At 50.1% G+C, this 26170-nt stretch carries 25 protein-coding genes; 22 read left to right on the top strand and 3 right to left on the bottom strand.

Annotation, left to right across the window (positions count from 1 at the left end; all coding sequences use genetic code 11):
- The first annotated feature begins 7 nt into the window (after positions 1 to 7).
- The 15 genes from ACKGJP_RS17740 (at position 8) to ACKGJP_RS17810 (ending at position 18543) form a co-directional block, all read left to right on the top strand.
- Positions 8 to 2221: a Mu transposase C-terminal domain-containing protein gene (locus ACKGJP_RS17740; protein ID WP_409346945.1), complete on the top strand. Its 2214-nt coding sequence runs from the start codon at positions 8 to 10 to the stop codon at positions 2219 to 2221.
- Positions 2222 to 2233: 12 nt separating this feature from the next.
- The gene (locus tag ACKGJP_RS17745) at positions 2234 to 3868 is read left to right on the top strand and encodes an ATP-binding protein (RefSeq protein ID WP_409346946.1); all 1635 of its coding nucleotides are present in this window, start codon (positions 2234 to 2236) and stop codon (positions 3866 to 3868) included.
- Positions 3855 to 5744 carry a TnsD family Tn7-like transposition protein gene (locus ACKGJP_RS17750; protein ID WP_409346947.1) on the top strand — a complete coding sequence of 630 codons (1890 nt, stop codon included), beginning with the start codon at positions 3855 to 3857 and terminating at the stop codon, positions 5742 to 5744. The genes ACKGJP_RS17745 and ACKGJP_RS17750 overlap by 14 nt, the downstream gene beginning before the upstream one ends.
- Positions 5745 to 5978: 234 nt before the next feature.
- Complete coding sequence (locus ACKGJP_RS17755) at positions 5979 to 6347, top strand: type II secretion system F family protein (protein ID WP_409346948.1); 369 nt, start codon at positions 5979 to 5981, stop codon at positions 6345 to 6347.
- A 15-nt stretch (positions 6348 to 6362) separates the two neighbouring features.
- Complete coding sequence (locus tag ACKGJP_RS17760; protein ID WP_409346949.1) at positions 6363 to 6584, top strand: Flp1 family type IVb pilin; 222 nt, start codon at positions 6363 to 6365, stop codon at positions 6582 to 6584.
- A gap of 36 nt (positions 6585 to 6620) precedes the next feature.
- Complete coding sequence (locus ACKGJP_RS17765; protein ID WP_409346950.1) at positions 6621 to 7622, top strand: hypothetical protein; 1002 nt, start codon at positions 6621 to 6623, stop codon at positions 7620 to 7622.
- Between the two features lie 37 nt (positions 7623 to 7659).
- Positions 7660 to 9981: a hypothetical protein gene (locus ACKGJP_RS17770; protein ID WP_409346951.1), complete on the top strand. Its 2322-nt coding sequence runs from the start codon at positions 7660 to 7662 to the stop codon at positions 9979 to 9981.
- A 36-nt stretch (positions 9982 to 10017) separates the two neighbouring features.
- A complete protein-coding gene (locus tag ACKGJP_RS17775; RefSeq protein ID WP_409346952.1) occupies positions 10018 to 10695 on the top strand; it encodes a TadE/TadG family type IV pilus assembly protein in 678 nt (225 codons plus the stop codon).
- Positions 10696 to 10714: 19 nt separating this feature from the next.
- The gene (locus tag ACKGJP_RS17780) at positions 10715 to 11230 is read left to right on the top strand and encodes a prepilin peptidase (RefSeq protein ID WP_409346953.1); all 516 of its coding nucleotides are present in this window, start codon (positions 10715 to 10717) and stop codon (positions 11228 to 11230) included.
- 15 nt (positions 11231 to 11245) lie between these two features.
- The gene (locus ACKGJP_RS17785) at positions 11246 to 12886 is read left to right on the top strand and encodes a DUF6382 domain-containing protein (protein WP_409346954.1); all 1641 of its coding nucleotides are present in this window, start codon (positions 11246 to 11248) and stop codon (positions 12884 to 12886) included.
- Between the two features lie 182 nt (positions 12887 to 13068).
- Entirely contained in the window at positions 13069 to 14631 is a 1563-nt protein-coding gene (locus ACKGJP_RS17790) for an ABC-F family ATP-binding cassette domain-containing protein (RefSeq protein ID WP_409346955.1), read from the top strand.
- 63 nt (positions 14632 to 14694) lie between these two features.
- Positions 14695 to 14982: a Dabb family protein gene (locus tag ACKGJP_RS17795; protein ID WP_409346956.1), complete on the top strand. Its 288-nt coding sequence runs from the start codon at positions 14695 to 14697 to the stop codon at positions 14980 to 14982.
- 266 nt (positions 14983 to 15248) lie between these two features.
- Positions 15249 to 15518 (top strand): hypothetical protein, encoded by a 270-nt coding sequence (locus ACKGJP_RS17800; RefSeq protein WP_409346957.1) that lies wholly within the window; start codon positions 15249 to 15251, stop codon positions 15516 to 15518.
- Between the two features lie 152 nt (positions 15519 to 15670).
- A complete protein-coding gene (locus tag ACKGJP_RS17805; protein ID WP_409346958.1) occupies positions 15671 to 16702 on the top strand; it encodes a M42 family metallopeptidase in 1032 nt (343 codons plus the stop codon).
- A 218-nt stretch (positions 16703 to 16920) separates the two neighbouring features.
- Positions 16921 to 18543 (top strand): ABC-F family ATP-binding cassette domain-containing protein, encoded by a 1623-nt coding sequence (locus ACKGJP_RS17810; RefSeq protein WP_409346959.1) that lies wholly within the window; start codon positions 16921 to 16923, stop codon positions 18541 to 18543.
- A gap of 127 nt (positions 18544 to 18670) precedes the next feature.
- On the opposite strand, the gene ACKGJP_RS17815 is transcribed toward ACKGJP_RS17810, so the two are convergent.
- On the bottom strand, positions 18671 to 18877 hold the full coding sequence (locus ACKGJP_RS17815; protein ID WP_409346960.1) for a hypothetical protein: 207 nt from the start codon (positions 18875 to 18877) through the stop codon (positions 18671 to 18673).
- Positions 18878 to 18980: 103 nt separating this feature from the next.
- Here ACKGJP_RS17815 and ACKGJP_RS17820 point away from each other — a divergent pair, with 103 nt between their 5' ends.
- The 7 genes from ACKGJP_RS17820 to ACKGJP_RS17850 are packed head-to-tail and all read left to right on the top strand — an operon-like array spanning position 18981 to position 23212.
- Entirely contained in the window at positions 18981 to 19655 is a 675-nt protein-coding gene (locus ACKGJP_RS17820; protein WP_409346961.1) for a DUF6483 family protein, read from the top strand.
- Positions 19655 to 20476 (top strand): radical SAM protein, encoded by an 822-nt coding sequence (locus ACKGJP_RS17825; protein WP_409346962.1) that lies wholly within the window; start codon positions 19655 to 19657, stop codon positions 20474 to 20476. The genes ACKGJP_RS17820 and ACKGJP_RS17825 overlap by 1 nt, the downstream gene beginning before the upstream one ends.
- A gap of 34 nt (positions 20477 to 20510) precedes the next feature.
- Positions 20511 to 20984, top strand: coding sequence for an NUDIX hydrolase (locus ACKGJP_RS17830; protein ID WP_409347186.1), 474 nt, complete (start codon positions 20511 to 20513; stop codon positions 20982 to 20984).
- Entirely contained in the window at positions 20981 to 21295 is a 315-nt protein-coding gene (locus tag ACKGJP_RS17835) for a thioredoxin family protein (RefSeq protein ID WP_409346963.1), read from the top strand. Before ACKGJP_RS17830 ends, ACKGJP_RS17835 begins: the two co-directional genes overlap by 4 nt.
- A 42-nt stretch (positions 21296 to 21337) precedes the next feature.
- Entirely contained in the window at positions 21338 to 21718 is a 381-nt protein-coding gene (gene kapB, locus ACKGJP_RS17840) for a sporulation phosphorelay system protein KapB (protein ID WP_409346964.1), read from the top strand.
- Between the two features lie 24 nt (positions 21719 to 21742).
- On the top strand, positions 21743 to 22528 hold the full coding sequence (locus ACKGJP_RS17845; RefSeq protein ID WP_409346965.1) for a TIGR00266 family protein: 786 nt from the start codon (positions 21743 to 21745) through the stop codon (positions 22526 to 22528).
- 48 nt (positions 22529 to 22576) lie between these two features.
- A complete protein-coding gene (locus tag ACKGJP_RS17850; RefSeq protein WP_409346966.1) occupies positions 22577 to 23212 on the top strand; it encodes a trimeric intracellular cation channel family protein in 636 nt (211 codons plus the stop codon).
- A gap of 130 nt (positions 23213 to 23342) precedes the next feature.
- On the opposite strand, the gene gcvPB is transcribed toward ACKGJP_RS17850, so the two are convergent.
- Positions 23343 to 24806, bottom strand: a complete 1464-nt coding sequence (gene gcvPB / locus ACKGJP_RS17855) for an aminomethyl-transferring glycine dehydrogenase subunit GcvPB (RefSeq protein ID WP_409346967.1) — start codon at positions 24804 to 24806, stop codon at positions 23343 to 23345.
- Positions 24803 to 26155 (bottom strand): aminomethyl-transferring glycine dehydrogenase subunit GcvPA, encoded by a 1353-nt coding sequence (gene gcvPA, locus ACKGJP_RS17860; RefSeq protein WP_409346968.1) that lies wholly within the window; start codon positions 26153 to 26155, stop codon positions 24803 to 24805. Before gcvPA ends, gcvPB begins: the two co-directional genes overlap by 4 nt.
- Positions 26156 to 26170: the final 15 nt, after the last annotated feature.

Raw genomic sequence — 26170 nt, forward strand, 5'->3', positions numbered from 1 at the left:
AAGGGAAATGATCTTAGCGAAAAATTCTGTTATTCAATGGAATAGGGGCTTTGATGAAAAAGAGATTTTGATGCAGCGGGTTCTTTGGATAGATGAAAAAAGGGATGAAATTGTTCTGTTTTCCCTTGCTGACAAGGAAGATGGCGATGAGGAGCTTCCACAATTTCAAGCCCTCTCCGAAATTCAAGAGGCATTGTCCGCAGAGCAAGCGGTGGTTAGACCTATTGATCCTTATGTTCGAAGAATTAATTCTAAAGACGAACAATACAAGAAACATGTTGCTAAACGCGATGAAACATGGAAGAAAATCGGGAATTACTTGTTAGACGAACCTGACATATACGTCTCAAAGTTGCGCGGCGCGATTATTAAAGAAATTCTAGAAAAAAAAGAGAAGGGTTTGAAAACCAAAAAATCGATATACCGATTGTTTAGGAAGTTTTGGAAGTATGGCAAAACCGAAGACGCTCTTTACCCGCATTTTGAAGAATTCGGCGCTCCTGGAAAGCCCAGAGTTATTACGGAAGAGATGCTCCAAAAGGCGAAGGTTGAAGGAAAAAAAATCCCTAAAAGAGGAAGGCCGCGGTTCATACTTGAAGCCGATCCGACTCAAGAAGGAATAAATATAGATGAAAGAACGGAAAGATTGATTCTCAGCTTTATTAAAAGGTTTTTCTACTCCCAAAAGAAACCTTCTCTACCCGAGACCTATGACGCTTTTCTAGTTGAATATTACACCATCGATAAAAGAATTAACAAAGATGGCCTAACCGTCCCCATACTTGATCCCGAAGGGAAGTATCCATCTTGGGACCAATTTAAATCTCTGCACTATAAAAATCGTGATGTGGTAAGTGAGCTTAAAGCAAGAGAGGGAACGAAACTTTTTAATTTAAATAAGCGTGAGGTGTTAGGGAGTTCGACCGATAACGACCAAATTGGAGCTGGATCAGTTTATCAAATCGACTCAACAATCACTAGCGTTCATTTAGTTAATCGTTTTGACCCTTCAAGAAACATTGGGAAAGCTACTGTTTATTTGGTTATGGATGTTCTCGCAAGAAAAATCGTCGGCAGATATGTAAGTGTGAATGACCCAAGTTGGATGGCTGTTCAAATGGCATTGTATGACGCATTTTCAAACGCCAATCCCGCCTTTCACACAGATGATCCCATGGAGAAAATATGCTATTTGCCAGAGTGTATTGTTTGGGATCGAGCACGGGAACAGCTTGGAATGGCATCTGACCATATGGCTGAAGCATTTGCCGTAATTCTAACCAACACCGCATCCTATCGGGCGGATTGGAAGGGAATCATTGAACAGATGTTTAACCAGTTGCGTATAAAATTAAGAAACATTCCAGGGGCGGTCAAAAAAGGATACAGGGAAAGAGGAGAAAAAGATTACCGCGAAGACGCAGTTGTTGATATAGAGGAATTTACGAAATACGTTGATGCCATTATTGCCCACCACAACAACCACATAATGGTAGATTATCCGATGAACGAAACCATGTTGAAGGATAATATTCTTCCAACTCCCAATGACCTGTGGGATTGGGGGATAAAAAACGGAGGCGCCTTACGACAATATTCTGCTCAAAAAGTGATGTTTCATTTAATGCCGCAGAAAAAAGCTTCAGTTACTAAAGGGGGACTCAGAATTGGAAATAGATATTACACAGGCCGTTTTGCTCAGGACAATGGTTGGTTTGTAAGAGCCAGAAACGCAGCTTACGAAAAAATAGAGGTTGCATATGATAAACGGAACCCTAACTATATTTACTTTCTCTTGGATGACGGAAAGGTCGAGCGTTGTGAACTTGTCGAGAAGGACAAGTTCTACCAAAAATACCATGAGGCCGAGATCGATGACATAGAAAAACGGGAAAAAATAAAGGCCAAGTTGCAACAAAAGCAACAGCATGAATCAAATGCGGAATTGAAAGTGTACGAGAAAGCCATGATTGAAGAATCAACTAAGAAAATGGAGTTGAAGAACAGGGAAAGGAGCGGTCGTGGCAAAAGAACCGAAAATGTTAATGAAAGCAAGAATGAGGAACGAACAAGACGTCTTGCTGAAGAGGCTGATCGAAACAGTTTGATTCTGCAAAACAGAATCCCGAATAACCCCGATATTCGTTTTGAAGAAGATGATGATGAAGAATTTGTGCCATCACTAAATAAATCGGCCTTAAAAAAACTGATGAATCGATAAGGAGATGCAAAGATGTCGAAAGACACTTATTTAGAAGAAGTCGACAAAGGGACAATTGTTCTTAAAGGGAACAGAATCAACGCGGTTTATAAAGAGGCGGCAATCGCGGCGTATCGCCACAATCCTTATATCGAAGCGTTGCCTCCGATCCTGGAATGGGAGGATGTTTCAATAAGAATAGATAGAATGCCTGCGTATGAAGAGTCGGAACGGTTGCTTCCACCCAATGATCGCCTCCAGTTGGTTCAAACGATCGATAATTTTGTGTTGCCATTGCCCTCGCACCTCGACCTTGAAAAAAGATTTTCAAGAATGATTCGTCATGGTTACATGGCAAGGAATCCCATCGATAAGGAGTGGAAAAAACAAATGCGTTCAGCGTTTAAAAATCTTTATTGGAATGAAGATGAAAACTATGTGCCTCTAATACGCTCAACCGCCGCAGGGTTTGCGGTGCTTGGTTGCAGTGGGCTAGGGAAAAGCACTGCTATCGAAAGCGTGTTGGGACTTTATCCACAAGTGATCCAACATACAAGCTACAACGGTGAAACGTTTATTCAAAGTCAGTTAGTATGGTTAAAAATTGATTGTCCCAAAGACGGCTCACTTCGATCTATGTGTTTGAATTTTTTTCAATCCCTGGATAAGATCCTGGGAACAAAATATAGAGCAAGGTACAAAAGAGAAGCGACAAATGTACTTATTGACACAATGGAAAATGTTGCAAGCATATATGGAATCGGGGTATTGGTAATCGATGAGATTCAAAACTTGAACGAAGCAAAAAGAAATGACGTGCAAGTTATTATTAACGCCTTAGTGAAGTTGATAAACACAATTGGTGTTCCTGTTGTTCTTGTTGGAACATACAGAGCGCATCAGTTGTTGAGTAAAGATTTTGCGACTGCGAGGCGCAGTTCGGGACAAGGCGACGTGATTTGGACAAACATGAGCAACGATGAGGAATGGGGCTTCTTTATTAATAAGCTATGGGAATATCAATGGACAAACGTAGTTACACCCCTTACTCCGAAAATCAGCCAAGTAATGTACGATGAATCCCAAGGAATTATCGATATCGCTGTGAAACTTTACAAACTGGCACAATGGCGTGTGATTGGCGAAGAAAATGAAAAAATAACTGCTTCCTTAATCCGTCAAGTTGCCAAGGACAGCTTACGGCTTGCAAAACCGATGTTAGATGCATTGCGACAAAACGATGATGCGAAACTGGCAAGATACAGCGATATGGTAATCGATATTGATTCATATTTGCGCGACGCAAATGAGCGCGTTTCGATTCTTGGATCAAAGAACACGCTTATTAACCAGTATAAAACACTAAAAAGTCAAGAGGATATGAAAAACTCCCCATTCAATCGCATAAAAAATTGGCTTATGGAGGCAGGTGTAGCATTAAATATCGCGTCAGAATCAGCGCAAAAAGCGGCGGAACTCCACGCGAGCGATAATGATCTTACAAAAGCAATGCATTATGCATTAGAAATGTCAAGTAACTTGAAGGTTCAAATTGAATCTACGGAAGATTCGCCGAAGAAAAAGAAACAACAAAAGAGCTTGCTTAGTCAAGAAGAAATGGAAGCTTTAATAGACGATCAAAAGAGGGATCTGCATGAAATCATATAATGATGAGCACCCGCTCGTGCTGCCAAGATTTCCGACACCTTACCCCGATGAACTATTATATTCGATTATTGCGAGATATCATCTTTGGAGTTCAAATCTTCGTTTTAAGCACACGATAGAAGACCTATTTGGAACAACGAGGGTTGGATTACTTTCTACTGAATTTGTTGATTTCCCTAATTTTTTGAATAAATTGTCTGAACGATTGCCTGATAAGATGCTAACACCCAACGATTTGATCAGCATGCACACCTTTATACCTCTGATTCAACCATTTTTAGAACAGACAAAAGTCGATTTAATATTGGAAAATATGGGGAATGAGTATCGTAGTCATTTAGGAGGATTAAAAATAAAGCATCCTACTTATTTTAGATTTTGTTCTTCCTGTATTGAATCCGATATTGATAATTTTGGTGAACCTTACTGGCATCGATCTCATCAGGTATTGGGGGTCGAAATATGCCACTATCACCGCGAGTGGTTGAAATTCAGCCAAGTCAAAATTGGAGTGAATAATCTTTCAAACAACATATACCCGTTAAACAGTGAGCAACCTACTACTTACTTTATATCAGAGAAGAAGGAGCATTACCGTGAGTTTTATGAAGAAATAGCTGATGGTGTTCATTGGCTGCTTAATAATGAACAACAAGTTTTAGGTGTAGGTAAGTTGCATCAAAAGTACATTTACTATTTGAGAAGATTGGGTTGTGTTGACTCGCGTGGAATACAGCGGGGAGAATTAACAAAACGTTTTCTCGATCGCTATGATTGCGAACTTCTGAAACAAATTGACTGCTTTATCGATATAAAGCAGAAAACAAATTGGTTAACTAATCTTCTGATTCCATGCTTAAAAAAACCAATTGAGCCTGTACGTCACCTACTTTTGATTGGCTTAATAGGAATCACACCTGAGCAGTTTTTTGCTCAAGAACCTGAATATCATGATCCCCTTCCATTTGGTGAAGGACCGTGGATATGCATCAATCCAGCGGCTGATCATTACAAAAAAGCCGTTATCAATAAATTTAAAATTTTTAAGACTAAGAGTGAAACGAAGTGTATGTTTTTTTGTGAATGCGGTTTTGTATACTCACGTGCCACCCCCTTCGTTGACGATCCATTAAAATGGATGAAGAACTGTTTTGTCATCTCTTACGGCCATGTTTGGGAAAATGAAGTTGTTCGATTGTTCGAAGAAAGAAAACAAAGTGTTAGCCAGATCGCAAAAGAGTTAAATGTTAGCATTTCTACGATCAATAAATATAAAAATCGGAAAGGAATGAAAACAATGGTTAATAAGGCCGATCGAAAAACAGAATCATTCTTATTGAAGAGAAGTAAACATAGGAGTAATTTTCTCCGAGCTATTAACTTAAATAAAGATATGGGGAGACATGAACTGAAACAACTAGTAAATACGGAAATCACTTGGCTGCGCAGGCACGATGATGATTGGTTAAATCAGCATCTTCCAAAACCCAAGAGAGGAGGTATCAAAAGAGAATACGATTGGAAGAAACGGGATGAGGATGTCAAAAAAGAGGTTATTGCAGCAATTGAAAGATTAAGGTCTCAAAACGGTAAACCAATTCGACTTACCAAAAGGTTGATCGCTGTTGAAATCGGTAAAGTGTCGCTCTTGAAATGCAATTTGCATAAGTTGCCTAAAACACGAAAGATTTTGGATGAACTCATTGAATCCCCAGAGGATTATCAAATTCTTAGAATAAAATGGGCCATTAATCACCTGGAAGAGCGAGGAGAGGCTTTAAAGCCGTACAAAATACTTGCCATAACTTCTTTAATAAACTTTCTCCCTAAAGCATCTGATTGGTTGAAAAAAGAACTGCTAATACGTACTTCGTAAAGGACTTATATATTCCACCATCGCAATGTAAAAAAAGCGCCAATTAATTGGCGCTTTTTTAGTTGTTCCCCTATTTATCCTCGAACAAAAAAGTCGATATCCTCGGCGCTTCTCGCATCATTACTCTATAATTCACTGCAATTACAACAGTATACAAGACTATTTCACTGTTTGAAATATTGTTGGACGAAAAAACACAGTTAAATGCGGAGTTTCGGTATACATGATTATTTCATGTTATCAGTATCGCAGGATAAGGCCGACGCCGGCCATCCTCTGCATAAGGAGCTGCGGCAGCTTGCCAACGAGCTGAATAATAACCGTTCATTCCCTCAGGCGATGGAAGATTTGTCCCGGCGGGTAGCCGTCCAGGAGGTGTCGATGTTTTCCAGTGCCATGCTGCTGAATATTCGTAGAGGCGGGGATGAGCTTATATATGCGCTGCGCGATTTGTCGCGCGCTCTTTGGGATAGGCGGTTGTCGACGGCGAAGACGCTGGGTGAGGAGGCGTCGTCAAAAATGGTGTTTCCGATGGTCGTCATATTCGGTGTCGTCGTAATCGTGGTGGCGGCGCCTGCCATCTTATTTATGAATCAACAATAAACGGAGGGATAAAGTATGGGGAAACAATGGAGTGGACGCGCAGCGGCTTTTTGGAAAGACGAAGAAGGGCTCGGCACGCTTGAGGTGCTGTTGATTCTTGCCGTCATCGTGATTATAGCGGTCGCATTTAGAAAGTGGATCATGAAGTGGGTAGGCGATTTGTTCAATAAAGCCGACACGGAAATCAATAATCAAAACTTGGACGGCAGCAGTATAAGTCCTACCGCCAAGCCGTAATCGATGCGAGTGTCATCGGGCGTTGCGGCTGGCCGAATGATGAAGCGCTTGCTGAAGGGCGAACAAGGGAGTTACACGCTGGAGGCTTCGCTCGTTTATCCTGCAGTGTTTGTTTCGACTCTCCTCCTGCTTGCGCTAGGTCTTATTATTTACGATCGTGCTGCATTAGTGCAGACTTCGGCCTTAACTGCGGAACGCGCTGCATTCAACTGGGATAACTCGCATCGGGATCCGGCTACCGGCGCTGCACCGCTTGGGGCGGGAGATGGACTTTACTGGCGGGTTGCAGAGGACGGTTTATTCGGTTTACTGCGATTTACAGGAAATGCAGTGCGGACATCGGTCGTCCTGCCGGCAGAATCGGCTTCGAACGACGGAGGGGTTGTAAAGAGCAAATTGCGTCAAGCGGGACGTTTGCTTCCTGACAGCTTGCGCAGCGAGCTCAGTTATACGAACACTTGGTTCAAACGGAGCGTTCAAGTCCAGCTTTCCGGCATTTTTCGGATTCCTTCGCTGCTATCTGGTTGGCGAAAGGGGGAGAACGCAGTATCGGGCGCTTCAGTCTCGCTTGTAACCGAACCGGTCGAACTGATCCGCACCGTAGATTTAACCCGGACGTACATGGATAGACTCCTCCAATCGCTTTCGACGACTTCCGCGAATGAAGCTATTAAGGAACAGTTTGGTAATGAGGAGGCTTCCGGAGAATCGGTTTCTATTCGTTCGGAGGCTGAAGCGGCTGCTTACTTGAGAAAGACCGTGGGCGGAAAGACCGTATACTTCGAAACGGAGACTGTCGGACAAAGGCGTAAGATCGATGTTCTCGACAATGACGGCGTTGCCCATGAGGCGAAGTTTACGGTTAATGCCGCAGATGCGCGCCAGCAGCTCTCCAAGGATGTGGAACTGATGCGAACAGGTAAGGTGAAGGGCGTGGTCTGGCACTTTTTCCGTACAAAAAGCGGGAAGATCGACTTGTCGAATAAACTGCGGAAGGAGTTGGAACGAAACGGCATCATCGTAATCATTCACAATTGATGGACTGGAGGAAATCGAAAGAGGGTGACAATTTACATTGAAAAGACTGTTCGGGAAGCTTCGCTCCGCGAATGGATCGGTTTCCGTATACTTGATTATCGTAATTGTACCTATTTTTTTGTTTCATGCGCTGCTTATCGATGTCGTAAGAATTCGGCAAGCGGAAAGGGAGACGGAATCGGCCGTCCGCAAGGGCGTTCGTTCGGCGTTGTCGGCATTCGATTCCAGTCTGCAAACCTATGGGTTATTCGGACTCGATTCCGAGAGTGTTGATGCCCCCGGACTTTTCTCGCAGGTTGTCGACCGGAATGTCAAGGGGGGGTCCGCCAATGGGGGATCGTTCCGAGAGCTGGATCTACGGCTTCAGCCAGGCGGTTGGAAGGTTACGGCACTGCAAACATTGGCCAATCATGTCGTCTTTCGGCAGCAGGTACAGGAAGAAATGAAATACCGGGCGCCGATCGAATTTGCGCTTGAATTGACGGATAAATTCCGGAAATCCGGCATCGCCTCGAACTTGACATCGACGGCAGCTTTCGGCGATAACGCCGAAAAACTCGAAGGAATGTTGGAGAAGCGGGATAGAGCGTTGGACGAGGCGTGGACAAAGGCGCTAGAGGAAACGGAACAGGCCCGGATTTTCCATAGTAAATATGCCGCAAAGCTCTCTGAACTTCACGAATGGGGACAAAAAATCGGACTGAACGACGCTGCCGAGCTCAAACGCGCGTTGTCGGATGCTTCCGATAGAGTGCGGACGATGCAGGAATCGGCGGAATCGATTCGTCAATCGCTTTCGTCGACGCGCGGACGTATATCCGAGCTTGTCAAAAAAACCGAGCTGTATGCGGACGAGCTTAGTTCGCTTTACGAAGAGGAACGAGCGCTGGAAGATGATCTTCAATCGGCGTCCGCCGGCATCGAGTCGCTGCTGGCAACCAAATTCGAGCTTGAAAGGTTGCTTGAAGATTCGATACGATATGCGGCGGCAGTTCAAGCGCTCAAATCGGAAATCGGACCGGATGCAGAACGCTTTAATCGACAATACGGAGAGGTAGCTCAACTTATTGGCGAAGCCCAGCGGCTTAATGACGAAGTGGCATCCGAGAAACGAAGACTGCAGCAAGAAGCGGGCGGAATGAACGGACCTGGTGCTGCGGAGAGTGTTTGGGAACATGTTCCCGTCTATGATTTGACGTACTTCTCCATATACAAGACGGATGCGGCAAAGCTCGCAGCTATCGTCCAAGGGCTGAGGCAAAAAATCGAGGAGGCGGGTTGGATTGCCGGCGAGACATTCTCTGCAATGTCCGGATCTGTAACGGAACTGAAGGTTCAAGCGGATCGATTTCGGGCAGAGCAGGGGGCTAAGGAAAATGAAAGAAAATCGCGAAACGGTGATCTCGCGGAGGAGAAAAGGAAACAGCATACGATCATGCAGGGAGCTTTAAACAATGCGCGAAATGCGATGGGGAGCTGCGGTGTTTTGTCGGCTGATCGATCGGTTGAGGCTTACAAAAAGCTGGAAGGCGATAACGGTCGGAATATTGACGGTTTGGCTCGTAAGTATGCCGGCTTCAATCAAATTGCCGCTGCCGCTAAAGATACGTTTTACGAACCCGGCGATCCAGGCACGGCCGGCAAAAACGCGATGACCTGGATCAAACGATTTACCGATGTGCTGACAGGGTTCCGATCGGAGTTGTATATGACTGAATTCGCCCTTACTAAATTCAACTATCGGACGTTTGGGATGGAAAAAGCTGCGAATGGCAAACCGAAGCCATCCTCCGAGCGGTCTGCGCCGGCTACACATGTCCTTGCCAATCAAGAAGCGGAATACATCTTATACGGATTCGATTCCTGTGCGGCAAATGTATCGGCAGCTTACGGAGAGATGTATGTGATGCTTTTGGCCGTCCGCACGACTGAGGCGCTTGCCGATCCCAAGAAACAGTTGCTGCAAGCGGGGTCGCCGCTGTTAGTGTTTTTAGCGGGTTTGGCCCAAGGAGCGATCGATGCGTTTGCCGATATGAGCAAGCTTATCGATGGCGATGCGGTTCCGATCTTAAAGAAGGCTGCAGGCGTAACCGTCGACTACAAGGAGCTGCTAAGGATATTCATGCTGCTTCATACGAATGATACGGCGATGATGACGCGGATGCAAGGATTGATCGAACTAAATACGGGGAAGGATTTAACCCTCCACGCTGCCTCGATTCAAGCGAATGCCCAAACCTCCATGAGGCTATGGTTTGCGCCGCTTTTGGCGAAGGTCGCAAATGTATCCGGCGGCATTAGCTGCGAACCGCGGGGGAATCGATGCGAAATGTTTAAATCGGCTTCCATGTCTTACTGAGTGTTGCGAGGAAGGTGACGGAAGGTGGTCGGATGGGTGAAGGGATTCCCTGGTCGCGCTTTTGTGCGAAGTGCGGATGGGGGAGCGGCGGTCGAAGCGGCGGTGACGCTCCCGTTTTTCCTTATGCTTGTGCTTGCGCTGCATGCACTGCTGCAAATCTCGATTGTTGGGACGGCATTGCAGACGTCTCTGTCGGATACGACACAAACGATAGCCGCCAATATGTATCCGGTGGAACTGCTCTATGTTGAAGCGAAGTCGCAAGTGCTGCAAAGCCGGCCGGCTCAGCTTCTCCAAGAAATGGCAAGCAGAATCATGAGTGCGAGAAGTATAGTGACGGGGGCAGAGCGATTGATTCAGCAATATGCCGCGTTTATACCGGATGCTTTGGTTGAACTTGTAAAAATCGAGCAGACGAAGCGCGAGCAGATGGAGGCGGCTGGTCAGGAACAGGTAACGGAGGCAGTCGACAAGGCGGTTTCGCCGATCGTCAATAAGGCGTTTGCCGCGCTGGTTCTAAAAAGCGACAACGCAAAAAAACTGAAGGCGGATCGCTTAAAAGTGGTGAAGGTGACGCTTCCCGAAATGGGGAATCACGGGAAGGCGTTTATCGGAATCGAAGCCGAATATGAGTATGTTTTGCCGATTCCATTCGTTCGCAAGACGGTTGTTATCGCAAAGTCTTCCTTTGAACGGACATGGGTTGGAAACTGAATAACGGGGGCGAGGACGGGTGGTAATATGGACGCTTCTCGCCGTCCTGCTGGCGGGAGCTTTTTGGACGGATGCGCGTCGCCGAATCATTCCGAATTGGATGACGGCAGGCGGGGCTGCGGTTGGTATTCTTCTGAATGGCCTCGTTGGAGGGGTAGGTGAGTTGCGAGAATCGGCAATGGGAATGGCGGCGGGCTTTGGTTTGATGCTTTTGCTTCACTTATGCGGTGCGCTTGGAGCGGGGGATGTCAAGCTGTTTGCGGCGATCGGCGCGATTGGAGGCGTTCGTTTCGTCCTTGTTTGTTCGTTCTATTCTTTGCTGATAGCAGGCCTGATTGCCATTATGGTGCTGCTGTTTAAGGGGCGGCTGATTGCCCTGGCCGAACGTCTGCTTTTCGTCTACGTCGGACTGGTTTTTACTAAGCGGTTCGCGTGGTTTCAGCCCGCCGAGAGGACGGAACTGCACAAGTTCCCATTCATGTATGCCGTTCTGCCAGGTGCAGTGGTAGCAGGGTTCGAGATCATTTTTTTGTGAAAGGGGGACGATTTGATGAAACGGCCGTTATACGGTCTTCAAGTCGAGTGGTCGAAGCCGCAATCGGGATACGTCTCTCTGACCCGGGAAGAGTCTTTAACCATTCGCGATCTAAGCGAGTTGGAAGAGAAGATGCTTAGGCACAATCGCATTCCGCGACTTTTGCCCATCCAGTTTGCAGAAGTTGATGGCAGCTTAACCCTTCAATACCGGGCTTCAGGCAAGAGGCTTCTCGCCAAAGCGCTTCGTAATGATTCGGTTACGCCGCTCGCGTGCTATCGGATGTTGTATGCGATTGCTTCGATTATCGATGACAGCAGCATTTTTATGCTCGATGAGAACAAATATGTGCTGCAGGAAGAGTTCATTTTCCTGGGGAAAGAAATAACCGACTTGCACTTAATGTACATTCCGATTGCGGATATCGGTGGGAAGGGCGGGCTGCAAGAAGAATTCCGGCGGCTGACGCGCCGTATGTTCGAGCATGTGCAAGATTTTGACGGATACCGAGTGAATGAACTGTTGGATTATTTGAAGGAGGAAACGTTCGGCATTTCGGCATTGAAGCGTCTGCTGCTCGAGATTGTCGGACAAATGGAAGCGGAAAAAGAAAGGGAACCGCATCATGATCAATGGCAAGAGCCGTTTAGTAATTCGGCTTCGAGCAGCGGAGATTCGACAGGAGAGGTTGCTGGCGGCTTACCGCTAGTTCCGATTCGTGAATTCAAATTCGGCGACTTACCGGCGGCGCAAATGAATTTCCTCACCAAAGGACGTTACCGGTTGTTTGGAGTGTTCGCTCTAGTCGGCGCACTGGCGGTATGGCTGTGGTTTGCCGTTCAGCCCTCGGAGGCCGTGTTGAACGTTTGTTTCGGGACGACTTTGCTTAGCGGAGCCGTGTGCATCGTTAGCGTGCGTAGGGGGAGAACTGAATTACCGGCATTTCAAGGAAAAGAGCTGAAAACGGAAAGCCAAGCCGGGTGCGGAGGATATGCTTCTGCTCCAAGCTTGCCGGAAGTAGAAGCGGAGGTTGAACGAAAGCAAAAGTATGCCAACGGTTCTGATGAGTGCTCGGCGAAAAATACGGTGAATGAACGGATGGATATTCGGCATTTATCGGGTGTTGGGCTGGATATCGATAAGAACGCCGGTTCGTATCATTCTGCTGATCGTGACGCGGGGAATTTAAGGCGGCCGGAATCCCGAATAGACGATTATTATGCGGGATTATCGTCGCGCACGACCTTGCTCGTCCCTGAAAAGGAATCGGAGGATTTGGACATGCCGGACGGAACGGTTTTTCTTGGTCAGTCTGCAATGGAAACGACGCTGCTTGCTCCGGCGGCGGTTTTGGAGGTGCACACCGGCGATGAACATGTTTTTCTTCCGATCGCCTCCAGCAGTTTGATCGTAGGGAGAAAAGTAGCTTCCAGCGTAACGCCGATCGCCGATTTCGAGCTGGATGCGGCGAGTATTTCCAGGCAGCATCTTGTTTTTGAACAAAGCGGCAGAGAGTATGTCGTCAAAGACTTGGCGTCCAAAAACGGAAGTTTTTTGAACGGCGAACGACTTGTTCCTCACCGCGAATACGCGCTCCAGGACGGCGACCGGATACGGATGGCTTCCGTCGAATGTGTATTCAAAAGCTATGCGTGACCGCACGTCGCTTATCTAGCGATGGTTTTGACACCTTGCTTAAATGCCGAACGGGAGAATTGCCGTAGATTCGGACGGTTTTAGTGAATAGGTATTTTCCCGTTTCCTCCTGTCGTTATTAGTGCTATAATATAGGGTGGTAAAAACCGAATTATGAAACGACAGGAGCCATATAGAGAATTATGAGCCTTTTGACGGTAGAAGAATTAAGTCATACTTTTGGGGATCGCGTACTGTTTAAGAATGTGTCGTTCCGCTTGCTTCCGGGCGAGCATGTCGGACTGGTCGGCGCGAACGGCGTCGGCAAGTCGACGATGATGAATATTTTGACCGGGCAATTGTTGAAGGATCAGGGGAAGGTCGAATGGACGCCTAAGGTTCATTACGGCTATTTGGACCAACATTCGAAGCTGACACCAGGTAAAACGGTCCGCGATATCATGCGGGATGCATTCCTGCCTCTGTTCGAAGAGGAGAAGGAAATGATGGCCATAACGGATAAGATGGCCGATGCAACGCCGGAAGAGCTCGAGCTGCTGCTGGAGCAAATGGGCGAAATTCAGGACAGGCTGGAGAACAGCGGGTTCTATATGATCGACGTCAAAGTGGAGGAAATGGCTAACGGGCTTGGGATCAGCGCCATCGGCTTGGAACGGGACGTTGCATCTTTAAGCGGGGGACAGCGTACCAAAGTGCTGCTTGCCAAGCTTCTTCTCGAACAGCCGACCGTGCTTCTGCTTGACGAGCCGACCAACTATTTGGACGTTGAACATATCGAATGGCTGACGGACTATTTGCAAAACTATCCGTATGCCTTCATGCTGATTTCGCATGATACGGAGTTTATGAATAAAGTCGTTAACGTCATTTACCATCTTGAATTTGCGAAGCTGACGCGTTATTCCGCCAACTACGAGAAGTTCCTCGATATGGCCGACATGAACAAGACGCAGCATATCGACGCCTACGAGAAACAGCAGGAATTTATTAAGAAACAGGAAGACTTCATTCAGCGCAATAAGGCAAGGTATTCGACGTCGGGACGCGCCAAGAGCCGTCAGAAGCAGCTTGAACGCATCGAACGGATCGACCGTCCGGAGGAAGCGATGAAGCCTACGTTCGTGTTCAAGGAGTCGCGTGCAAGCGGCCGCATCGTATTCGAAGGGAAAGATCTCGAAATCGGCTATACGAAGGCGCTGTTGCCTCAGATGAATATGACGATCGAGCGCGGCGACAAAATCGCTATCGTCGGCTGTAACGGCGTCGGTAAATCCACACTGCTTAAGACGATTTTGGGTAAAATCAAGCCGTTTAACGGCTCCACCTATCTGGGCGATTTCTTATTCCCTGCATATTTCGAACAGGAAGTAAAAGCGCCGAATATGACGCCCATCGACGACGTGTGGAACGAGTTTTCGCATATGAACCAGCACGAAGTCCGCGGGGCTCTTGCCCGCTGCGGTCTCAAGAACGAGCATATCACGCGTCCGATGAACATGCTGAGCGGCGGTGAGCAGGCGAAGGTTCGCTTGTGCAAGCTGCTTATGCGCGAAAGCAACTGGATCTTGTTCGACGAACCAACGAACCATCTTGACGTTATCGCCAAAGCGGAGCTTCAACGTGCGCTCAAGGAATATAAAGGGACGATTCTGCTCGTTTGTCACGAACCCGACTTCTATGAAGATTGGGTAACGAAGACGTGGGACGTCGAGCAATGGTCACTCGAAAAAGAAGCTGCCCGTTAACGTGATCGGCCTTTATCCGGCCTTTCCTAATAAATCATTCGCAGATCGAAAGGTGGAACACACATGTTTACGCACATCGTCTTTTTCAAGCTGAAGGACCGCAGTCCGGAAGTCGTTGCCAAAACGAAAGAAGTACTTCTTAACATGGAAGGCAAAATCCCGCAATTGAAATATCTCGAAGTTGGCGCGGACGTCTTGCACACCGAGCGTTCCTACGACATCGCGCTCGTTACGCGCTTCGATTCCCTTGACGACCTGAACGCTTACCAGGTTCATCCTGTTCATCAAGAAGTCATTGCTTACATGTCGACCGTTCGCGAGTCGGCGGTTGCCGTCGATTACGAAGCATAATTCTATTCCGAACGGTTTTGGCAAACCGGATTTGCCGGATTTGCCGCGGCAGCCCTTTTTGATCGCCGGATCGAGAAGGGCTGTTCCGTTTTTGCTATTTTATTATAGTCCTGCTAATCCCCGCGCGTTGCGCTTTCACTTTTTGGCAATACTATTCAGTAGAAAAGCGGACGAAATAATGCCGGCGATACAAGTTTACTCTTGTTTTGAGCTTCGAATACGTCTATAATCACTGTTCAAGACACTTAATTTTTGGAGGTTTCCGCATGATCTATCGTCCTGTTGTGAAGGATGCCCAAATCGTCAAATCAAGCAAATCGGGCGATGCCTATGAAGTTGCCGTGACGCTGCAAGATTCGGCTAAATGCAAGCTTTTTGTCGTCATGGTCAATGGCGAAATGAAGCCTTCGAGCATTAACCGGCTCCAAAACGTTCCATGTCCGATCTGCAGAAAAGACTACTATTGCAACTGTATGGAGCGCTGCATGGATGAAGTGTTCGAGCAAGCGTCAGGCATGATTAAAGTGCCGTCCTAATCGGCAGCTGTTTAAGAGCCAATTGAAAAGAAGGGGCTGTCTCCGGTCATTTCGATGACTGCAGGCAGTCCCTTTACGTTTGAACGGGGCTTTTTACAAAAACGCGTTAAAAGGGTAAAATGCTTGTAGGTCAACTGAGAGAGGCGATAACGATGAGCGAAATGAACAAACCTTACATACTTAACATCCTTAAGCAATTACTTGCGATTCCGAGTCCCAGCGGCTATTGCAAGGAGATCATGGACTATGTCCGCGATGAAACGGAGAAGCTGGGTTACAAGTTCGAAACTACGAATAAAGGCTGCGGAATCATCACGGTGCCGGGCGTCAGTGAAGAAACACTTGCCCTGACTGCGCATGTGGATACGCTTGGCGCCATGGTTCGTTCGGTCAAGCCGAACGGCACGCTGCGGTTTACATCCGTCGGAGGCTATATGATGGGGTCCGTGGAAGGCGAATACTGTCTCGTTCATACGCGGGGAGGTAAAACTGTAAGCGGGACGATCTTGACGACCAAGCCGTCCGTTCACGTGTATCCGGATGCCCGGGATATGAAGCGTGAAGAAGCCGTCATGGAAATTCGGCTGGACGAAACCGTGTCGAGCAAACAGGAAACGGAAGCGCTCGGCATTCGTCCCGGCGACTTCGTCTCCTTCGATCCGCGCACGGAGTTCAAGGAGAACGGCTGGATCAAATCGCGCCATCTCGATGACAAAGCGGGCGTAGCGGCGCTATTCGGACTGCTGGAGCTATTGAAGCGCGAGCAACTGCAACCGGCCAAAACGCTATGCTTCCTCATTTCGGTCTACGAGGAGGTCGGACACGGCTCCTCTTATATTCCGGCTTCCGTTTCCGAGATGATTGCCATTGACATGGGAGCGCTCGGAGACGATTTGAACGGATCGGAGCTCGGCGTATCCATATGCGCCAAAGATTCGTCGGGTCCCTACGATTACGAGATGACCACGCGATTGATCGCGCTGGCGGAGAGGGAGAAGCTCACGTACGCGGTGGATATTTATCCGCAGTACGGTTCGGATGCGTCGGCAGCCCTTCGCGGCGGCAATAATATTCGCGCTGCGCTGATCGGGCCGGGCGTACATGCTTCGCACACCCTGGAGCGGACGCACGAGCAAGCGATTTGGAATACGGTTTCGCTTTTGACCGCTTATGTGACGGAATAACCGCATTTTTGTGCGAGACGGTTTTATCCGCCCTATGTCGGTATAGGAACAAATATGCTATAATAGTGAAGATTTGTTGTCCGGAAGGACTAAATAGAGTCACCGCATCGGGAGGACTCGAATAAACCGATTGAGGGACCACGAGGAAACTTTCAACCGCTAGCTCGGGAGAGAACGTTTCCTACCAAATAATTGAGGTAAAGGCGGTAATCGTTACAATGATTAGCACAAGCGGTATTACGTTGCGTTACGGCAGCAGAGCGCTGTTCGAGGACGTTAACATTAAATTTACACCCGGGAACTGCTACGGTTTGATCGGTGCCAACGGGGCCGGCAAATCGACGTTTTTGAAAATATTGTCCGGCGAAATCGAGCCTTCGCGCGGCGACGTGAACATCACGCCCGGCGAGCGCTTGGCCGTATTGAAGCAAAACCATTTCGAGTACGACGAAATTCCGGTGCTTACGACGGTTATTAAAGGTCACGCCAAGCTGTTCCAGATCATGGAAGAGAAGGATGCTCTTTATGCAAAGGCCGATTTCTCCGATGAAGACGGAATGCGCGCAGCCGAGCTGGAAGGCGAGTTCGCCGAAATGAACGGGTGGGAGGCGGAATCCGATGCGGCGGAATTGCTGATCGGTCTCGGCATCTCGAAAAACATGCACGACCTTCTAATGAAGGAGCTTGAAGGAGACGAGAAGGTACGCGTCCTTCTAGCGCAAGCGTTGTTCGGCAATCCGAACATCCTGCTGCTCGATGAGCCTACCAACCATTTGGATCTCACTTCGATCGAATGGCTGGAGAACTTCCTCGGGAAGTTTGAAGGCACCGTCATTGTAGTATCCCATGACCGTCACTTCCTGAACCAAGTGTGTACGCATATCGCGGACATCGACTTCGGCAAAATTCAAATGTATGTCGGTAACTACGACTTCTGGTACGAGTCCAGTCAGCTCGCTTTGAAGCTGCAGCGGGATGCGAACAAGAAGACCGAAGAGAAGCGCAAGGAGCTCGAGGAATTTATCCGCCGCTTTAGCGCCAACGCTTCGAAGGCGAAGCAAGCCACCTCCCGTAAGAAACTGCTTGAAAAGCTTACGCTGGAGGATATCAGACCTTCGAGCCGCAAATATCCGTTCATCAACTTCAAGCCGGAACGCGAAGCGGGCAAACAAATGCTTGCCGTCGACCGCATCAGCAAAAAAGTCGGCGACGAGCTGGTTCTGAACAATGTAACGTTCACAGTGAACACGGGCGATAAAATCGCGTTCGTCGGTCCGAACGGATTGGCAAAAACGACCTTTTTCCAAGTCGTCATGAACGAGCTGGAAGCGGACGCGGGCGAATTCAGCTGGGGAATCACGACATCGCGCGCATACTTTCCGAAGGACAACTCGGAGTACTTCAATACCGAATTGAACCTGGTCGACTGGCTTCGCCAATATTCGAAAGAGCAGGATGAAGGCTTTATCCGCGGCTTCCTCGGACGCATGCTTTTCTCGGGTGAAGAAGCGCTTAAGAAAGCGAACGTCCTCTCCGGGGGAGAGAAAGTGCGCTGTATGTTGTCCCGTATGATGATGACCGCAGGCAACGTGCTTATCCTTGACGAACCGACCAACCACTTGGACCTGGAGTCGATTACGGCGCTTAACAACGGCTTGATCGATTTTGACGGCACGATGCTGTTCGTCTCGCATGACCATAAGTTCCTCCAAACGATCGCCAACCGGATTATCGAAATTACGCCGAACGGCGTGATCGACAAGCTGATGACGTATGATGAATATATGGAAAGCGAAGATGTGAAACGCCAGCGTGAAGCGATGTACGGCGAAGTGAAATAAGAATGAAGCGGAGCACGCAAAAAAAGGAAGGTCCCTGACGATTGCCGGGCCTTCCTTTTCATCCGCTTAAGCTATTCGCTCATCCGTATCGCAAGCCGAATACATAGCCGTTAAGTAAGACTGTACTCTAGCTCCCGCCAGTACGGCGGCGCTGGTTGTTGACTTTCTTGGTCATCTGACTAGCGACCTTCTTCGCTGCGTTGTCCTTGCCGTGAACATTTGAGCCATTCGATTGCGCTTGCTTCTTTTGTGCGAGCTTGTTTCGCACGGCGTCAGCTAGGCTCACTTTTTTCGGTTCGCCCGCTTCCGCTTCGTGGTTTGTCGATTCCGCCATGTTGTCACCCACCTTTATTTACACTTTGCACATATTGTAATGCTTTTCTCGGCGGCAGGCAAGATGTCAATGCGAGAATGCGATCGAGAGGGGATGAAGAGCCATGTACAGCAGGGATTACTTGGTGAGAATGATCGAACAGATGACGCAATCGCTCGGACAGCTGATGGGACTAAAAGTGGAGCGGAAAGAAGCGCAAGCGCTGCTTACGATCAACGAGCTGTGGGGGAAGTGGTTTCGGTTGAATTCCAGGCTGGCAGGATCGCTGTCGGAAAAAGATCTGATCGCCATGCTGTCCGTAAACGGGAACATCGAGCCCGTTCCGCTGCAGATGGCCGGTGTTCTGCTGAAAGAAGAGGGAGATTTCTACGAACTGCAGGGACAGCGTGACGAGAGCTATCGCCGCCGGCTCAAATCGCTTCAGCTGCTGCTCGCGGCAAGCGAGAACGGCGCGGAGAAGGAGCCGATAGACGGCGGTGTCCATATCGGCGAGCTGCTTGCCGCTCTTCGGCGGTATCAGCTTCCGGCAGAGGCATGCGAGCGGCTTTGGCGGCATTTTGAGAAGGAAGGCCAGTTTGCCAAAGCGGAGGATTTGCTGCACGAATGGCTGGAAAGCGCCGCTGCCGCAGGCGACCGTGAACTGGCTTCGGAAGCGGAGAAGCAGGGGATATCGTTCTACGAACGGCTGCTCGCCATGGATGACGACGACTTGCAAGCAGGAAGCTTGCCGCGCGAAGAAGTGCTGGAAGGACTACACGCGCTGCAAGGCGTAAAATAATGGCGATTCAAATTTCGCATCGTCAGCCGAAGCAGCTGCTGAATCCCGCCACAGGCTTTTTAAACGGCTACAGCCATACGTTAAATCCGTATACCGGATGCGCCTTTGCCTGCTCCTACTGCTACGTGAGGCGGATGCCCGTCGCGCTGTTTCGCAGCGAAGCGTGGGGGCAGTGGGTGGATGTGAAAGAGGGGGCGGCGTCCAAACTGTCTCAGGAGCTTGCGAAAGCGAAACGGAAGGGTCCCGTGACGATTTTCATGTCGTCAAGCACGGATCCGTACCAGCCCGAGGAATATAAGCACCGGGTTACGCGCTCCTTGCTCGAAACGATGGCCGAAGATCCGCCGGACTTTCTATTCGTCCAAACACGCAGTCCGCTTGTCGTTAGAGACATCGATGTGCTTACCCGATTTAAAGGCCGCATACGTATAAGTATGACGGTGGAAACCGACCGGGAGGACATGCGCAAACTTTTCGCGCCAAGCTCGCCTCCGATTGCCGCCCGTCTGCGCGCCTTGCGACAACTCGCCGAAGCCGAACTGCCTGTGCAGGCGACGATCGCCCCGATGCTGCCCTGCTCCGACGAATTTGCCGCACGCTTAGCGGCCATTGTTCCGCGAGTGTGCTTGGATGATTACTACATGGGAGACGGCAGCGGAGGCAAGCGTACGGAAGCGCTAGGCGTTAAAAGCTTGTACGAAGAGCTCGGGCTGGAGTCATGGTACCGGCGTGGCGCATACGAATACGTGCTCGAACAACTGCGGCGTCATTTTTCGGACGATCGCATTTTCATCAGCAAAGAAGGCTTCTTGCCAGGTTAGGGGTTGGCGTCGCATGATTCTTTATACGATATGTATGATACGCAGGGGAGACAGCCTTTTGCTGCTCAATCGACAGTCTGCTCCTTATATGGGTTCATGGAACGGCGTAGGCGGGAAAATCGAGGCAGGGGAATCGGAGGAAGCCGGCGTTCTTCGCGAGGTGCTCGAGGAAACCGGCATCGCTTTGCCGGGCGTGCGTTATAAAGGACTGGTTACATGGACGATTGACGGAGGGCGTTACGGCGGCATGCACGCATTCTTGTCCGATCTTCCGGAGGATTTCCTCTATGCAACCCCGATCGCGACGGATGAAGGCATACTGGATTGGAAAAGGATAGAATGGATCATGCACCCGGCTAATCAAGGCGTCGCGCACAATTTGCCTCATTTCTTAAAGCGGATGCTGGAGGATGACGGACTTTACGATCACCAGTGCGTATTTACTAACGGGGCGCTCGTTTCCGTACAATCCGTTCCGCTGCAAACCCGGGAGAAGGCGCGCGCATGAAAGAGATCGACGAACGGAAGCTGATGGAAATGCTGGCGGACGATTCGAATCGTTTTGCCGTATTTGCTTACACGCCTTTCTGCGGAACCTGTAAGCTGGCGAGCCGGATGCTCGGCATCGTCGAGCAAATGCTGCCGGATTTGCTTCTCGTGCAATGTAATGTCAATTTTGCCCCGCATTGGGTGCGAGTGCAGGAAATCGTTTCGGTGCCTTGTCTCATCCTGTATGAGCGCGGGAATGAAACAGCAAGGGCATACAGTATGAAATCCGTCGATGAGCTGTACCTGCTGCTAAAGCCGCTTACGAAGTGAACTTGACGTGGAATTGTCTACGAAGAAAGGATGATAAATGAGATGTCGCATCCATGGGAAACGGGACAAATGGTTAGAGCCGGTTACAAAACGGGCGAATATGTCGGCGAAATCGTCGAACTTTCAGCTGAAAAAGCGGCAGTGCGCGTACTGGCGGTGCTCCGGCATCCGACACAGGGCGATCTGCATCGCCCGATGAACCCGGACGTCGGCTTTTTTCACCAAAGAAGGGCGCTGGCGTTTCAAGAAATCGCGTTGATGCCTCTGCAAACGTTGGAGCCTTATTCGCAGCGCGTTCCCGAATACAGAGAGTCGCTGGAAAAGGCGATTCAGTCGGAAATCGACGCTTTCCATAGAACGCTTCGTTTTGCGGAGCGGTCCTTGGAAGAACTTGAAGCTTTAAAGCGCGATTATTTCGCGTAAAATGGAAACGGGAGGCGGCCAGCCATGAACGCGCACGAAATTGACTATCGGATAGTCGGCAATGAAATGCAGTATGTCGAAATCGAGTTGGACCCGCAGGAGAGCGTCATTGCCGAAGCCGGAAGCTTTATGATGATGGACGAGAGCATTCAGATGCAAACGATCTTCGGCGACGGCAGCTACGAGAACAAAGGCTTTATGAGCAAGCTGATGGGAGCGGGCAAACGGCTTCTTACGGGAGAAAGCCTGTTTATGACCGTTTTCACGAACGGCGGATACGGCAAGCAATCCGTGTCCTTTGCGGCCCCGTACCCCGGTAAAATCATTCCGCTCGATTTGAGCGAACTGGGCGGCAAGATCGTATGCCAAAAGGATTCCTATTTGTGCGCGGCAAAAGGCGTTTCCGTCGGCATCGAGTTTCAACGGAAGCTGGGGACCGGCTTCTTTGGCGGCGAAGGCTTTATCATGCAAAAGGTTGAAGGCGACGGTCTCGCGTTCGTGCACGCAGGCGGAACGGTTTGCGAGAAGATCTTGCAGCCCGGCCAAATGATTCGAATCGATACCGGCTGCTTGGTTGCCATGACCAAGGACGTCGATTACGATATAGAGTTTGTCAAAGGCGTCAAATCGGCCTTGTTCGGCGGAGAAGGCTTGTTCTTCGCGACGCTGCGCGGCCCGGGAAAAGTATGGATCCAATCGCTGCCGTTCAGCCGTTTGGCCGACCGGATTTCCTCCGCTGCAGGCACAGTCGGCCGCAAGGAAGAAGGAAGCGTGCTAGGCGGTCTCGGTCGAATGCTGGATGGAGATTGATCCGCAAGTATAGAAACGCATCATACAGCAAGAGGAGTTGCTTGTAGCTTGGAGTGGGTAGTGTTCAGCGTCATCGGAACGATCGCATTCGCCCTTAGCGGCGCGATTGTGGCGATGGAGGAGGATTACGATATTTTGGGCGTGTTCGTATTGGGACTCGCGACAGCGTTCGGCGGCGGCATCATTCGCAATATTCTCATTGAAGCGCCGGTAACGATGATCTGGAACCAGGGCATGCTGTTGAAAATATCGCTCGTCGCGATGACGATCTTATTTTTTATGCCGGAGGGCTGGATCAGGCGCTGGAAATCGCTGGAATCCTTCTTCGATGCGATCGGGCTGGCGGCATTCGCCATTCAAGGCGCGCTGCACGCGGTTAAAATGGGGCTGCCGATCAGCGCGGCGATGGTGGCGGCCGTTATGACGGGGACAGGCGGCGGTATCATACGCGACGTGCTGGCCAAACGTAAGCCGGTCGTGCTGCGCGACGAGATATATGCCGGGTGGGCGATCCTGGCGGGACTCGCCGTAGGATTTGGCATCGGCAAATCGACGTTCGAGCTTATGCTACTCTTCGCGGTCGTCGTCGTTCTGCGCATGCTGTCAGTCTTCTACAAATGGCGGCTGCCTCGCCGTTATTTATCTCGTTCCAAGCAGGAATACAACGGCGGCAAGACCATGTGACCGCCGCGAATGCGGAGAGTGCGATGCACTTGAAGAAGGTATCGCCGAGTTCTAATTAGCTTGTCCGAATGCAAACAAAAAAAGACGGGAAGAGGCGGCGCAATGCCGCTCCTTTCCGTCTTTCGCTTTATTAGCCGCAGCTGCAGTTGAGCACCGGCTTGCGTGCCGCGAGCGCTTCGTCCAGGCGGCTTACGGCCGTCGTGTACGGCGCGTTCAGCAGCAAATCCGGATTTTGCTCGGCTTCCTGCGTAATGCGGATCAACGTATCGATAAACTCGTCAAGCGTTTCCTTGCTTTCCGTCTCGGTCGGCTCGATCATGATGCATTCCTCGACGTTAAGCGGGAAGTAAATCGTCGGCGGATGATAGCCGAAATCGAGCAGCCGCTTCGCCATATCGAGCGTGCGTACGCCAAGCTTTTTCTGGCGCGTGCCGGAGAGCACGAATTCATGCTTGCATGCCCGGTCGAACGGAACGTCGAAGTAAGGCGCCAGACGGCGAAGCATATAGTTGGCGTTCAAAACGGCATTCTCGGATACTTGACGCAAGCCTTCGCCGCCATAGGTGCGAATGTACGTGTAAGCCCGCACCAGGATGCCGAAGTTGCCGTAGTAGCCTTTGACGCGGCCGATCGTTTGCGGGATTTCCTCCAGATAGAAGGTGCCGTCTTCTTTGCGGCCGATAATCGGAGAGGGCAGGAACGGCGCCAGCTTCTGCTTGACGCCTACGGGACCCGCTCCCGGACCTCCGCCGCCGTGCGGCGTGCTCATCGTTTTATGAAGGTTCAAATGCACGACGTCAAAGCCCATATCGCCGGGACGGGTGATGCCCATGATTGCGTTCGCGTTCGCGCCGTCATAGTAGAGTAAGCCTCCGGCTTCGTGGACGATCGCCGCGATTTCGACGATTTGCTCCTCGAAGAGACCGAGCGTATTCGGGTTCGTAAGCATGAGCGCAGCGGTGTCCGGACCGACAACGGCGCGCAGCGCATCCAGATCGACAAGGCCCTTGTCATTCGATTTGATCGTGATCGTATCGAAGCCGGCTACGGTTGCGCTCGCCGGGTTGGTGCCGTGTGCGGAATCGGGGACAATCACCTTCGTGCGCAGTTCGCCGCGGCTTTCGTGGTAAGCGCGAATCATCATCAGCCCGGTCCATTCGCCGTGCGCGCCGGCAGCAGGCTGCAGCGTCACCTTATCCATGCCGGTTACTTCCTGAAGATCCTGCTGCAAGCTGTATAGCAGCTCAAGGGCACCTTGTATCGAGGACTCCGGCTGGTACGGATGAATTTTGGCAAATCCGGCGTATCTGGCGACATCCTCGTTGATTTTCGGGTTGTATTTCATCGTACAGGAGCCTAGAGGATAAAATCCGTTATCGATCCCGAAATTGCGGCGGGAAAGGGCGGTATAGTGCCGAATGACGTCAACCTCGCATACTTCCGGCAGCTCGGCGGGTTCTTTCCTCCGAAGGCTAGCGGGAATGAGCGAGTCGATATTCTGCTCCGGAACATCGCATTCCGGCAGCGCATAACCGACGCGGCCCGGTTGACTGAGCTCGAAAATCAATGCTTTATCGTGTTTTACGCTGGTCATAGCCATTCCTCCAAGCTTGCGGCAAATTGATCGATCTCTTCGCGGCTGCGCTGCTCCGTCACGGCGACGAGCAGATGGCCCTTCAGTTCCGGATAATCGCGTCCCAGATCGTAGCCGCCGATCATTCCTTGGCCGAGAAGGGATTCGTTCAGCCGGCCGATATCCGTTCCTTCGGGAAGCTTCACGGCAAATTCGTTAAAGAACGGGGAAGCGAAAGCGAGCTCGGTTTGGCGCAGTCCGCCCAGCCGGTTCGCGGCATAGTGCGCTTTCTGAACATTCAGGTTAGCTACATCCCGTATTCCTTGCTTGCCCATGGCCGACATGTAAACCGAAGCGCAAAGCGCAAGCAGCGCCTGGTTGGAGCAAATGTTGGAGGTTGCCTTCTCACGGCGAATATGCTGCTCGCGAGCTTGCAGCGTTAGAACGAAGCCGCGCTTGCCGTTCCTGTCGACGGTCTGGCCGACGATCCGGCCGGGCATCCGGCGCATCCATTTGTCCGCTACCGCGAAGAAGCCACAGGTAGGTCCGCCCAGGGAAGCGGAAATGCCAAGCGGCTGCGCGTCGCCGATCACGATGTCGGCTCCGAGTTTGCCTGGCGCTTCCAGAAGCCCGAGCGAGAGCGGATTGCTGCTGACGATAAACAGGCTCTCCGCTCCATGAGCGATTGGTTCTACAGCCGCCAAATCTTCAATACAGCCGAAGAAATTCGGGGATTGCACGATAACGGCTGCCGTATCTTTGGATACTTTTGCTTGCAGCTCTTCCAGATCGGTGACGCCGTTCTTGCAGCCGATTTCCACGACCTCGAGATTAAGGCCTTTGGCCGTCGTCCGCAAAATATGTCTCGATTCCGGATGAACGGCACGGGAAACGACAATCTGCTTGCGCTTGGTTGCGCCGCTTGCGAGAGCTCCCGCTTCCGCAAGCGCGGTCGGGCCGTCGTACATGGAAGCATTGGCGACTGCCATTCCCGTCAACTCGCAAATATAGGATTGAAATTCGAAAATCGCCTGAAGCTCACCTTGGCTGATTTCCGGCTGGTAAGGCGTATAAGCCGTGTAGAACTCGGATCGCGAAATGACATGATTGATGATGACGGGAACGTGATGGTCGTAAATGCCGGCGCCGAGGAAAGACGCGTAGCGGTCGAAGTCGGCGTTCTTGCCGGCCAGCGCCTTCATATGTTTGAGCATGGCCGGCTCGTTGAGCGGACCGGCAATGTTTAAGGTTCCTTGGAACCGAACGGAAGCCGGAATGTCGGCGAACAGCTCTTCGGTGCTCGCAATGCCGATCGTTTCCAGCATTTGCTCTTTGTCCTGCTCCGTCATCGGTAAATAGCGGTGCTTCATGGCTGTGAAATACTC

This window comes from Paenibacillus litoralis, from assembly GCF_046244365.1.
GTDB lineage: Bacteria > Bacillota > Bacilli > Paenibacillales > NBRC-103111 > Paenibacillus_V.